10 protein-coding genes are annotated in these 12,823 nt (G+C 60.0%); 4 read left to right on the top strand and 6 right to left on the bottom strand.

Annotated elements, in window-relative coordinates; genetic code table 11:
- Positions 1-2: 2 nt before the first annotated feature.
- The 3 genes from ACN0VL_RS11540 to fdhA form a co-directional block, all read right to left on the bottom strand.
- On the bottom strand, positions 3-1,550 hold the full coding sequence (locus tag ACN0VL_RS11540) for a formate dehydrogenase beta subunit (RefSeq protein ID WP_417617510.1): 1,548 nt from the start codon (positions 1,548-1,550) through the stop codon (positions 3-5).
- A complete protein-coding gene (locus ACN0VL_RS11535) occupies positions 1,550-2,041 on the bottom strand; it encodes a formate dehydrogenase subunit gamma (protein ID WP_417617508.1) in 492 nt (163 codons plus the stop codon). The genes ACN0VL_RS11540 and ACN0VL_RS11535 overlap by 1 nt, the downstream gene beginning before the upstream one ends.
- A 155-nt stretch (positions 2,042-2,196) precedes the next feature.
- On the bottom strand, positions 2,197-3,387 hold the full coding sequence (fdhA, locus tag ACN0VL_RS11530; protein ID WP_417617543.1) for a formaldehyde dehydrogenase, glutathione-independent: 1,191 nt from the start codon (positions 3,385-3,387) through the stop codon (positions 2,197-2,199).
- A 423-nt stretch (positions 3,388-3,810) separates the two neighbouring features.
- Between fdhA and ACN0VL_RS11525 the strand changes: the two genes are divergently transcribed.
- The 4 genes from ACN0VL_RS11525 (at position 3,811) to nhaC (ending at position 9,380) form a co-directional block, all read left to right on the top strand.
- Positions 3,811-4,530 carry a response regulator gene (locus ACN0VL_RS11525; RefSeq protein ID WP_417617507.1) on the top strand — a complete coding sequence of 240 codons (720 nt, stop codon included), beginning with the start codon at positions 3,811-3,813 and terminating at the stop codon, positions 4,528-4,530.
- The gene (locus ACN0VL_RS11520; protein WP_417617505.1) at positions 4,521-5,291 is read left to right on the top strand and encodes a substrate-binding periplasmic protein; all 771 of its coding nucleotides are present in this window, start codon (positions 4,521-4,523) and stop codon (positions 5,289-5,291) included. Before ACN0VL_RS11525 ends, ACN0VL_RS11520 begins: the two co-directional genes overlap by 10 nt.
- Positions 5,288-7,546 carry an ATP-binding protein gene (locus ACN0VL_RS11515; RefSeq protein WP_417617503.1) on the top strand — a complete coding sequence of 753 codons (2,259 nt, stop codon included), beginning with the start codon at positions 5,288-5,290 and terminating at the stop codon, positions 7,544-7,546. Before ACN0VL_RS11520 ends, ACN0VL_RS11515 begins: the two co-directional genes overlap by 4 nt.
- A gap of 358 nt (positions 7,547-7,904) precedes the next feature.
- Positions 7,905-9,380, top strand: a complete 1,476-nt coding sequence (gene nhaC, locus ACN0VL_RS11510; protein WP_417617501.1) for a Na+/H+ antiporter NhaC — start codon at positions 7,905-7,907, stop codon at positions 9,378-9,380.
- Positions 9,381-9,577: 197 nt separating this feature from the next.
- On the opposite strand, the gene ACN0VL_RS11505 is transcribed toward nhaC, so the two are convergent.
- From ACN0VL_RS11505 to ACN0VL_RS11495, 3 genes are read right to left on the bottom strand one after another with little or no spacing between them, the layout of a single operon-like run.
- On the bottom strand, positions 9,578-10,348 hold the full coding sequence (locus tag ACN0VL_RS11505; protein ID WP_417617499.1) for an ABC transporter ATP-binding protein: 771 nt from the start codon (positions 10,346-10,348) through the stop codon (positions 9,578-9,580).
- A complete protein-coding gene (locus ACN0VL_RS11500) occupies positions 10,345-11,418 on the bottom strand; it encodes a FecCD family ABC transporter permease (protein WP_417617497.1) in 1,074 nt (357 codons plus the stop codon). The genes ACN0VL_RS11505 and ACN0VL_RS11500 overlap by 4 nt, the downstream gene beginning before the upstream one ends.
- A complete protein-coding gene (locus ACN0VL_RS11495) occupies positions 11,415-12,530 on the bottom strand; it encodes an ABC transporter substrate-binding protein (RefSeq protein ID WP_417617495.1) in 1,116 nt (371 codons plus the stop codon). The genes ACN0VL_RS11500 and ACN0VL_RS11495 overlap by 4 nt, the downstream gene beginning before the upstream one ends.
- Positions 12,531-12,823: the final 293 nt, after the last annotated feature.

The following is a 12,823-nucleotide window of genomic DNA, read 5'->3' as shown; positions in this document are numbered from 1 at the left end:
TTTTACGCCCCCTTCGAGTCGTTGAAATCTTCGGGAAAATACTGGAGTGCGCTCTGCACCGGAAACGGCGTCATGCCGCCCATGGCGCACAGGGAGCCCTGGATCATGGTCTCGCACAGGTCTTCCAGCAATTCGATATTGGCGGCTCTGTTGTCGTTGGCGATGATCTTGTCGATCACCTCGACGCCGCGCACCGAGCCAATTCGGCAGGGGGTACACTTGCCGCAGGACTCTTCAACACAGAACTCCATCGAAAACCGCGCCTGCTCGGCCATGTTGACCGTGTCGTCAAACACCACCACGCCCCCGTGACCGAGCACGGCGCCGATTTTACTGAAGGACTCGTAGTCCAGTAGTACATCAAACTGCTCCGGCGACAGATAGGCACCCAGGGGGCCGCCCACCTGTACCGCGCGTACCGGTCGGCCGCTGCGGGTACCGCCGCCAAATTCATAAATCAGATCATGCAGACGCTGGCCGAACGCCAGTTCGACCAGGCCGCCCCGCTTGAGGTTACCGGCCAGCTGAAACGGCAGTGTGCCCTTGGAACGCTCGTAGCCGTAGCTGGCGTAATGGTCGGCGCCTTCGCTCAGGATGGCGGGAATGGCGGCCAAAGAGAGCACGTTGTTGACCACGGTCGGCTGACCAAACAGACCGACAATGGCCGGCAGTGGTGGCTTGGCACGCACCATGCCGCGCTTGCCTTCCAGACTTTCGAGCAAGGAGGTTTCTTCGCCGCAGATGTAGGCGCCGGCGCCGAGTCGCACTTCCAGCTCGAAACCGCGGCCACTGCCGGCGACATTCTCGCCCAGCAGGCCGGCGGCGTAGGCCCGCTCGATGGCGATATTCAACAATTCATGGGCCAGCGGGTATTCTTCCCGCAGGTAGATGTAGCCCTGGGTCGCCCCCACCGCCAGACCGCTGATGATCATGCCCTCAATCAGCATGTAGGGATCGGACTCCATCACCATGCGGTCGGCAAAGGAGCCGGAGTCACCTTCATCGGCATTGCAGACGATGTATTTCTGTTCACCCGGCGCATCCAGCACCGTCTGCCACTTGATACCGGTGGGAAAGGCCGCCCCACCCCGGCCGCGCAGGCCGGACTCTTTCACGTAGTCGACCAGTTCCTGGGGCGACAGCGTCACCGCTTTTTCCAGGCCCTTGAAACCGTCCAGCTCACGGTAGTCGTCCAGCGACACCGGATCCGTGATGCCGATGCGGGAGAAAGTCACCCGCTGCTGGTTTTTCAGATAGGGAATGTCATCGGTCAGGCCCAGGGCCAATGGATGCTCGACCTGACCGCGCTCGAAGCCGGCGTCGAACAGGGAGGCCACATCGTCCAGCTCGACCGGACCAAAGGCATAACGGCCGTCATCGGTGGCAACTTCCACCAGCGGCTCCAGCCAGAACAGGCCTCGGGAGCCATTACGGATCACTTCAATATCCTGGCCGCGCCGTTCGGCCTCACGCCGGATCAGGGTCGCGACCTCGTCGGCGCCCAGAGACAGGGCCGTGGTTTCATAGGGTACATAAACTCGCAGCGTCATTATTTCAGCTCCAGTTTGAAGGTGGTCAGCTCGTCTACCAGACGATCGAACTTGGCCGGGTTCATGCGCCCCTTGATCTTGTCCCCTACCCTGATGGAGGGGCCGGTGGCGCAGTTGCCCAGGCAATACACCGGCTTCAGGCTGATGTCCTGACTCGGGGTGGTCTGGCCATAGTCGATATTCAGTGTCTCCCGCACATGGCGTTCGAACTCACGACCTCCCTGGGCCTGACAGGCCTCGGCCCGGCAGACCTCGACCACATGGCGGCCCGGTTTTTCGCTGCGGAAAAAGTGATAGAAGCTGATCACACCGTGCACATCGGCTGCGGTGCTGCGTAAATGGGTTGCTATCACCGCAATGGCGGCATCGGGGATATAGCCGAACTGGTCCTGAATTCGATGCAGGATGGGCAACAGCGCGCCGGGTTTGTGTTTTGTCGACGTCACTATCTCTTCGATAGTGTCTAGAACGCCTGCTTGAGTCTCATCCATATCATCAACCTTGTTAAAACGGTCATGGCGGCGGGTCTGTATCCACCACCATGAACAGTACTGTCCTGCCGGCCGCTCCTGGCCGGGTATATTTTATCAACCAAAACATGCCCTCCACCCCAGGGTGGAAGGCATGAACCAGTCAACTCTATCCTTTATGCCGGCACCATGCCATGGGGGTCGATCACAAACTTCTTCGATACGCCACCGTCAAAGTCGGCATACCCCTGCACCGCCTGATCCAGAGTAATCACCTGCACATTGACCGCATCGGCGATTTTTATCTTGTCGAACAAAATCGCCTGCATCAGGGGTCTGTGATACTTCATCACCGGGCACTGACCGGTATGGAAGGAGTGGGACTTGGCCCAGCCCAGGCCGAAGCGCATGCTCAGGGCCCCCTGGCGGGCAGCCTCGTCCACGGCACCCGGATCTTCGGTAACGTACAGGCCCGGAATACCAATCTGGCCACCGGCACGGGTCAGGGCCATGGCCGAGTTCAGCACGGCGGCCGGTTGCTCTTTGCCATGGTCACAACCGCAACCGTGGGCCTCGAAGCCGACACAGTCGACGAAGGCATCCACCTCGCGCTCCCCCAGGATCTGTTCAATCTTGTCTTCCATGGAGCCTTCTTCGCGCAGATCGATGGTTTCGCAGCCAAAGCTGCGGGCCTGGGCCAGACGCTCCGGGATCATGTCGCCGACGATGACGCAGGCCGCTCCCAGCAACTGGGCCGCGGCGGCGGCGGCCAGGCCGACCGGACCGGCACCGGCAATATAGACGGTGGAGCCGGGGCCCACGCCGGCGGTCACGCAGCCGTGAAAACCGGTGGGTAAGATGTCGGACAACAGAGTCAGATCGCGGATTTTTTCCATCGCCTGGTCCTGGTCCGGAAACTTGAGCAGGTTGAAGTCTGCATAAGGCACCATGACATACTCGGACTGACCACCAACCCAGCCACCCATGTCTACATAACCGTAGGCGGCGCCGGGACGAGCCGGGTTGACGTTCAGGCAGATACCGGTCTTGCCTTCCTTGCAGCTACGGCAACGGCCACAGGCGATGTTGAAGGGCACGGAAACGATATCACCCACCTTGAGGAACTCGACATCACGGCCGCATTCAATGATTTGCCCGGTGATTTCGTGGCCCAGCACCAGACCGGCTTCGGCTGTGGTTCGCCCACGCACCATATGCTGGTCACTGCCGCAGATGTTGGTCGATACCACCTTGAGGATCACCCCGTGGTGACAGGCTCGATTACCGATGGCCAGTTCGGGGAAGGCAATGGATTGCACCTCGACCTTGCCCGGACCGGTATAGACAACACCTCTGTTTCCATGAATTGCGCACATAAATCAGCATCCTTTTTACTGAACGGGAGTCAACGCCGGCACTTGGCCAGGCATTATAAAACCGCAACAGGCAGCCATATCGGTACCCCTGCTCGGGTACCGACAGTAAACATCCGTTCCCCCCTGGCAACATTGCTGTTTAAGACACTCACATGCCAAAACAAGACATCATGAAGCCCTTTGCCCGACATGGCCGTAACGGAAGCGCGGTCCGTTTTCGTCCGTACCCTGACCATGTATCCTCCGACAAAAGGCGGTTAAACTGTCACAAACGGCAAAACGGACTTTCGTTAGCGACTCATGGAGAACGGCAGGGGGAACAGGCGGCAACATTGACACTGCTGCATCGGCGGTGTTAGAAGTTGCCCGGCTAACGGATGTATGCAATCCCCAATGACAATGAGAACATACGATATGGATATCCGCATCTTGATTGTGGAAGACGACGACATCATGCGGGAGTGCCTGGTGGAGTATTTCAGGGTAGAGCAGCACCAGGTGTTTGCAGCCCGCAGTGCGGAAGAAGCCGAGCAGATTTTGAGCAGGCAAGATATCGATCTGATCCTGCTGGACATCAGGCTGCCGGGCAAGGATGGTCTGACCCTGACCCGAGAGCTGCGAGCCGGCTCCGAGGTGGGCATCATACTGGTGACCGGCCGCCAGGATGACATAGAACGCATTATCGGCCTGGAATGCGGTGCCGACGACTATGTGTGTAAACCCTTCAACCCCCGCGAGCTGCTGGCCCGGGCCAAGAACCTGGTGCGCCGGGTGCGGGCCGCCGCGCCGCGAAACGTCGCCGCTCCTCCCGACAACATTCATCGGTTTGATGACTGGCGCATCGATCTGGACCGGCGGGTGCTGCTCGATGAACGCGACCAGCCCACGCCGCTCACCCACGGCGAATACCAGCTGTTGCGTGCCTTTTTGCATCATTCGGGCCAGACCCTGTCACGGGATCAGCTGCTGGATCAGATCAAAAACCGGGAATGGGCTCCCAACGACAGAACCATAGACGTGCTGGTGGGCCGGCTCAGGCGCAAGCTGAAAGATGACCCGGCCAATCCCAGAATCATTCTCACAGTGCACGGTGCCGGTTACGTCTTTACCCCCAGGTCGGTGCCATGCCACTGATCCTGGCTCTGCTGTTTGCCCTGTTGCCGGCGCTGCCGTCCCTGGCTCAGCCTCAAGCCAAGGTGCGCACACTCACCGCCTGCGGCCACCCCATGTATCCGCCGCTGTCGTGGGAGCAAAATGGCGAGTTGACCGGCATTGCGCCCCATCTGGCCCGCAAGCTGTTGGCCGAGCACGGCTACTCGATAAACATGCAGGTATTCGGCAACTGGGAACGCTGCCAGCTGGCGGCACGCCAGGGCAAGGTAGACCTGATTGTAGCCGCCTACAAAACCCGCCAACGGGAACGGGACTTCATATTCACCGATACCCCCATCGTTGCCGATCCCGTGGTGCTTTTTACCCAGATCGGCCACGACAAGTCGCCGCCCTTGAGCCTGTCCGGCAAGACCCTGGGCTTGCTGTTTGGCGACAGCTTCGGTGACGATTTCGACCGGACCGCCTCCCGTCACCCTCATGTAGAGCGAGTGTCGACCGGCGAACAAAACTTTCAAAAGCTGGCGTTGGGCCGCATCGACTACATGCCTATCGGGCTGTCTACCGGCCGGTTGCAGGCACAAAAACTCGGGCTGACCGAGCAGGTATTTCCCCTGCCCGACTTGCTTACCCTGGAATATTATCACCTGGCCTTACCCAGAAATTCGGTACTTGCGCCCTTGCTACCGGCCCTGTCGGCTCGGCTGCAAGCCCTTGCCGACGACCAGTATATTCACCGCATTACCGCCTATTTTGAACGCCGTTATCTGGTCCCTGCCGAATGAAGGCGTTGTTGACCCTGCTGCCCCGCTATCGGCGGCGGCACCCCCTGAGTTTTCGCCTGTTTCTGCTGGTGCTGGCCGTCAGCCTGACCCTGTCGCTGGTGTCCACCGCCTTGCAACTTTGGCTCGACCATCGCCAGATAAGGCAGGATCTTAACGACCGCATCAGCCTCATCGAACAAAGCTACCTCGACAGCCTGACCCAGAGTCTGTGGGATCTGAACCTGCCACAAACCCGGCTGCAGCTAAAGAGCATGCTCGACATGCCACACATGGCCCGACTCTCGGTGACCGGTGACGCCCTCGCGGCTCCGCTGGTATTGGCCCGTCATAACGACGCCGAGGGCGTGCATGAATACGATTTCGATTTAATCTATCCCAGCTCGGTACTGGGGCCCCAGCGAGTGGGCCGGCTGGAGATTGCCTTCAGCAAGCGGAGTATTCGCCAACAGCTGATTGACCACGCCCGAACCATATTAGTGAGCCAGACCCTGACCATACTGGCCATCGCCTTCTGCCTGATGCTGCTGTTTCAGCGCCGGGTGACCCGCCATCTGGAGCGGATGGCCCGTCATGTGGAACAGATTGGCGAAGGCTCGCCTGACGGCCCCCCGCTGGCGCTGGCCCGCCCCCCCAGGCAGCGGCCCGACGAGCTGGATACCCTGGTAGGCGCCATCAACACCATGCGCCTTTCGGTCGAGCGTCGTCAGAACGAGCTGCAACACGACAAGGTTCGGCTTGAAGCTCTGGTAGACAAACGTACCCATCATTTGCGCCAGGCCAAAGAAGCGGCAGAGGCGGCCGACATGGCCAAAAGCCGTTTTATCGCCAACATGACCCACGAGCTTCGTACCCCCATGAACGGCATTCTGGGCACCCTTACCCTGCTCAGGCCGGCACTGAAAAACAGCCCCAGCCAGGAAATGCTCGACATATTACAAGACTCGGCCGAGCACCTGCTGATGCTGCTAAACGACGTGCTCGATTATGCGGCACTGGAGCAGGGGCCGCTGCCCGACGCGCCGGCTCCCTTTGCCCTGGCCGAGTTGCTGGAGAGCAGTGTCGCCATCATGCAGGGCTACGCCGAAGCCAAGCAAATTCGACTGCAACTGGACGCGCCCGACGCCACACTCTGGTGCTCGGGTCACCCCGGCCGGCTACGGCAGGTGCTGATCAACCTGCTGTCCAACGCCATCAAGTTCACCGACCAGGGCGGCCGGGTCACACTCGGCGCCAGAGAGGTGGACGATGGCTGGCAGTTCTGTGTAGAAGACAATGGCATCGGCATTGCTCCCGAACAGCAAGACCGCATTTTTCAGCGTTTTACCCAGGCCGATGAAAGTATCGGTCGTCGTTATGGCGGCACCGGGCTGGGGCTGGCCATCTCGATCCGGCTGATCGAGGCCATGGGCGGCAACATGAGCCTGCAAAGCACGCCCGGCCAGGGCAGTCGCTTCTTCTTTACCCTGCCGCTGGCACCGACCAGGACACCCGCCACAGCACCAGAGACCGAGCTGGCCGCCCTGCCCAGCCTCAGTCTGTTGCTGGTGGAAGACGTGGCCATCAACCGGACCATTCTTGCCACCATGCTGGAGCAGCACAGTCACCTGGTCTGTCAGGCGGAAAGCGGCGAACAGGCACTTGAGCTATCCCGCCACCAGGCCTTTGACCTTATTCTGATGGACATGCATCTGCCCGGCATGGATGGCCTGGAAGCCAGCCAGAGCATTCGCCGTCAGACGCAGGGGCTGAACCGGGAGACACCCGTGATTGCCCTGACCGCCAGCGTAGGCCCCGACGACATTCGCCGTTACCTGGCCGCCGGACTCAAAGCCGTGGTGGCCAAGCCGGTGCAATGGCCCAGGCTCATGCAGGCGTTGGGCCAGGCACTGGGTATACACGTCCAGCCCGAGCTGGAGCAGCCCCTGTTGCAGGAACATCTGCGGGTGCTGGGGCGCCCTCGGCTGCACGCCATGCTGAGCCGCTTTGCCGACACCCTGCCGGCCGAGCAGGAGGCCCTTGAACAGGCGCTGACGGAAGCAGATCACCTGGAGTTGGGCCAGCTGGCGCACCGGTTGGCCGGTACCGCCCGCATGCTGGATCAGACCCGGCTGGCCGAGGTGCTGGAACGACTGGAACAGCTGGCCGAGGAGCAGAGCCCGATGGCACACAACCTCGCCATCGAACTGGACCAGGCGATAAAAAAGACTCAAAGAGGAATTTCTGCGCTCATCGCCCGCCTTGGCAGCGACCATTAAGTAATCACACATAACTGGTGTGGTTCTGTCGTCATTCCCGCGAAGGCGGGAATCCAGGGCCTGTGGCGCAGATTTATCAGCCTGCGCTTCTCCTGCAAAGACACTGGCCCCCCGTCCCCACCTGCGCGAGGATGACGTTCCTTCGCGAGGGTGACGAGAAAGAAAAGTGAGCCCTAGTATCCACATAAGTTACGCAGCATTGCTTAGTAGCGACCATCGAAACAACCTTGTTACAATTTTTTACATTTACCGCATAACTCTTATACATGGCTGCCTTAGTCTGACAGCATCCCCCGGGATATATGGCACTGGCCGGAAACACAACCGGCCCGTTTCACAGGCTCAAGGAGAGAGAACCATGACCACATCACCCCCTCGCAAACCCAGCTTTTTGCTGGCCTGCCTGCCCATCGCACTGACCTTTGTCGTGCTGGGCGTGCAGCTGTTTTATTTTGGCAACTTCACCCCCCATATTCCGCTCGCCATCGGCGTGGCCATTACCGCCCTTATCGGCTGGTTGCGCGGCTATCGCTGGCCGGAAATGGAAGACGGCATCATGCACGTGGTGCGCCTGGGGCTGCAGTCGGTAGGCATACTGATTATCGTGGGCATGATCGTCGGCATCTGGATTGCCAGTGGCACAGTGCCTTACCTGATCAAACTGGGCCTGAGCCTGATCTCCCCCGAGCTGTTTCTGGCTGCCAGCGTGCTGATTTGTGCCGTGGTATCGGTATCACTCGGCACCTCCTGGGGCACCACAGGCACCGTGGGTCTGGCGCTGATGGGCATCGGCAGCGGCTTCGACATTCCCATGTACTGGACCGCCGGCGCCGTGGTGTCGGGAGCCTTCTTCGGCGACAAAATGTCGCCGCTGTCGGACACCACCAACCTGGCTCCGGCTGTCACAGGAGTGAACCTGTTCGACCATATCCGCAACATGCTGCCGACTACCATTCCGGCCATGCTGATTGCCCTGGTCATCTATCTGTTTGCCGGCTTCAGCCTGATTGGCGATCAGGAAGTGAACTTCGGTCGCATCGAGGCCATCATCAAGGGCCTGGATCAGCACTTCAACCTGTCCTGGACCCTGTTGCTGCCGTTGGGTATAACCGTGCTGCTGGCGCTGAAGAAAATGCCCGCCCTGCCCACCCTGTTTGCCGGCGCCATGCTGGGGCTGGCCACCGCCATGCTGACCCAGGACGTGGGTCTGCAGCAGGCGTTCAACTTTATGTTCAGCGGTTATCAGATTGATACCGGCGTGCGCGAAATCGATGCCCTGCTCAACCGCGGCGGCATACAGAGCATGACCTGGGTAATTACCCTGATGCTGGTGGCGCTGGCGTTTGGCGGCGTGCTGGAGCGCACCGGCTGCCTGGAAGTGATCATGGAAAAAATTCTGACTCGCGCCAAAAGCTTTGGTGCCATTCAGTCTTCCGCCATTGGCACCTCGGCCATGACCAACGTGATTGGCGGCGACCCCTATCTGTCCATCGCCCTGCCCGGACGCATGTTCGCCCCCGCCTACCGGGCCAAGGGGTATTCGGCGCTGAACCTGTCTCGGGCGGTTGAGGAAGGCGGCACCCTGATATCGCCCCTCATTCCCTGGAACGCCGGTGGCGCCGTGGTGATTACCGCATTGGGCCTGGGTATTTCCGAAGGCAATACCGAGAACCTGCTTTACATCCCCCTGGCTTTTGCCTGCTGGCTATCGCCGCTGATCGGCATCACCTACGCCCACCTGGGCTGGTTCTCGCCTAAACTCAGCGCGGAAGAAGCCGCACAATGGCAACAACAAGAAGCCGAACTCGCCCCTGAGCCGATACCGGCGAAATAACACACCGCAAGTATAGAAAACGGGCCACTCGGCCCGTTTTTGTGTTGAAGGCTCTGCTTACTCATGCCCATCGCATTAAACATTCGATATTTTTGACGGGCCTGCCAATATCGGACCAAGGGCCCGCTCCACCGACCCGCTGCCGATTGATGACACTCATCGTTATCAGATGTTTATTCAAATTGGTATTAAGCCTATCAGCCCGCCAGTCGGGGGTAGATCAGCAGGCTGTCGTCCGGGCCGGGCAGAATTTCAGCTTCTACTCCGTACAACGTCTGGATCAGCTCGGCTTGCAGACACTGGTGCAAGGGGCCGAAGGCCTGCAGCTTGCCGCCCTTCACCGCCAGCACGTCGTCGGCGCAGCGGGCCGCCAGGTTCAAGTCGTGAATGGCCACCAGAGTCACCATGTTCTGCTCCCGAGTCAGGCGACGCAATACCGCCATGATATGCAGCGAATGGTACAGATCCAGCGCACTGGTGGGCTCGTCCAGCAGCAGCACCTTTGGCCGGCGGATCAACGCCTGGGCGATGGCTACCATCTGACGCTGGCCACCGGACAGCTGCTCCAGATAACGGGACGAAAGGTGCTCAATCTCCAGCTCGTTCAGCACCCCGCGAACCAGCGCCAGATCGTCATCGGTCACCCGCACCTTGCCGTGCACCTTCAGCGCCATCAATATCGCTTCAAATACCGTGATCCGCACGCCCACCGGGGTGGTCTGGGGCAGGTACACTAGCTGCCCGGCTCGACGGGCGCGGCTCATGGTGGCCAGATCCTGACCGTCCAGCACCACCCTGCCCTGCTGCGGATCCAGCAGGGCGGCAATGCCCTTGAGCAGGGTCGACTTGCCGGTGCCGTTGGGGCCCAGCAGCATACTTAACCGACCGGCCTCGGCGGTCAGACTCAAATCGTCCACTATCAGCCCCTGGCGATAGCCCAGGCTCAGATGTTCCAGTATCAGGCTCATGACCAGCTCCTTCTACGCACCACCACCAGCAAAAATACGAAGAACGGCACCCCGATCAGCGAAGTGGTGATGCCGATGGGTAGCAGTATGCCGGGGATGATGCTCTTGGAGAGAATTTCGGCGATAGTCAGCAGAATGGCGCCGAACAGCATGGAACCGGGCAGAAAGAAGCGCTGATCTTCACCCAGCAGCATGCGCGCCATGTGCGGCCCCACCAGACCAACAAAGCCGATGATACCGACAAAGGCCACCGCCACCGCCGCCAGCAAGGATGACAGCAACAGCACCACCAGCCGGATGCGGGTCACGTTCACCCCCATGGCCTCCGCCGCCTCGTCCCCCATGCGCAAGGCGGTCAGACGCCAGGCGCTGCGCGACAGCAACACGCAGGCCAGCAGCAACAACGCCGCCGTCACGCCCACCTTGGGCCAGGTGGCTCGGCCAAGGGAGCCCATGGCCCAGAACACAATCTGCTGCAGGGTTTCGGCGCTGGCCGCAAACTGCAGCATGGCGTTGAGGGCAGAGAACACGAACAGGATGGCGATGCCGGTTAGGATCATGGTTTCCTGGGTGGAGCCGCGCATGCGGCTGACCAGAAAGATGACCCCGGCGCTCAGACAGGCAAAAATGAAGGCGTTAAGGGTAATCATGTAGCCCTGAGCCCACTCCCAGGGCAGCAGCGGTGCGCCGAAGGCGATGGCCAGGGCCGCACCAAAGGCCGCCGCATGAGAGATGCCCAGGGTAAAGGGCTCGGCCAGCGGGTTGTTGAGAATGGTCTGCATCAGGGCGCCGGCCCCGCCCAGGGCCGCGCCGACCAGCACCGCCATCAGCGCCACCGGCAGGCGGATATCCCAGATGATAAAGCGGGATTTCACATCTGCGCCATCCGGATCCATCAGGGTGGCGGCCACCTGCGTCAGACCCAGTTTGCCTGGGCCCAGGGTCATGTCCAGCAGAAAGAGTCCCAGCAGCAGCATGGCGCCGATGGCCACCCACTGCAGGCGCCGTCCCTGGTGTTGACGATAGTGATGCCGGTCTTCCTGACGGGCCATGATGGCGTTGGTTCTCATTGCATTTTCACCCAGAAGCGACCTTCATAAGGGAACGGCATAAAGCGCTCGTGAAATTCACGAAAATCCGCTTCGGCGTCTATGCCCTGCATGCGCTCGGGGTGCATCCACTGGGCCATGACTTCGATGGCGGCAAAATAGGTCGGGCTGTTGTAGAACTGGTGCCAGATACCGTAAAACGCCTTGTTGGCAACGGCGTCTATGGCCTGCCAGCCGGCGCGCTGGCTCAGGGCCTGGAAGCCACGTTGCAGGTTCTCGTCCTCGGCCTTGTAGCCCAGATTAAGGCTGGTGGCCTCGGGATAAGCCTCTTGCCAGTTGGCGCCGGTGCCGATGATCAGATCGAAAGGCTCGGTGACCAGGGCTTCCGGGTTGATGGCCAGCGACAGGGCCTGGGTCTTGTTACTGCCCCAGTTGTTGCCGCCGGCCAGCTCCACATAATGGCCGAAGTTGTTGGGGCCAAACACCTGACAACAGTCGCCCATGCCGGAGGCGCGTTCCATCAGCACCAGCGGGCGTTCTTCTGCTGTCAGCCCTTTCATGCGCTCGGCCACCCGGGCCATTTTGTCGGCAATAAAGGTGTTGACCGCCTCGGCTTCTTTTTCTTTGTGCAACACCTCACCCAGAATACGGATGCTGGGCAGGGTGTTCTCGGTCGGCGCATCACGGAAGTCGACAAACAGGGTGGCGATGCCCGCCTTCTCCAGCTTGTCCAGGGTGCCGTTTTCCTGCCAAAGCTGATGATAGGCCTGGTTGACCACCACCAGCTGGGCATCCAGAGTCAGAGCCTTTTCGATGTCGAAGGTCACCTTGCCGGGATGGCCAAAACGCGGCAGCGTATTGACAGTATCGGGAAAGGTCTCGGCAAGCTTGATGTAGGTATCGGGATCGGCCCGCTCCATATCGTCCGACCAGGCCACCACATGGGCAAAGGGGTCGTCCTTTTGCAGCGGCATCAGTATGTACATCAGGCGGGCTTCGGAAAGAATGATGCGGTCTACCTGGCTCGGCAGGGTCACGGTGCGACCCAACAGATCGGTTATCTGGCGCTCGGCCGCCAATGCCGGCAGCGTGATAAAACAGGCACATAGCAACAACAGGCACTTTCTGAACATAAACGGTCTCGAAGAGGGTAAAAACAAGGGATGCTAATGGTATTGCCAACCATTAGCATTTGTAAACACTTTATCCCTATCGAATTGCAGGCCAGCCAAACACTCAAAAAGCGAGACCCTGACGTTCGTCTGGATGACGGCAAAAAAGCGCCACCCTGTAGCCCGGCGCTTTGAGAAGTTGATACTCACCATTTCAGCCCACTGCGAATATTCACTGGATATTCGATTAAGCTGAAATGATTCGTCACGGCGAGGTAGGCTCGCCCCTGCGTTAGCAGGAGGTTTTTTAAATC

The sequence above is a fragment of the Oceanisphaera sp. genome, from assembly GCF_048268965.1.
Classification (GTDB): Bacteria; Pseudomonadota; Gammaproteobacteria; order Enterobacterales; family Aeromonadaceae; genus Oceanimonas.
Note: the sequence above shows the minus strand (reverse complement) of the source record. Positions and strands in the feature narration are given on the sequence as shown.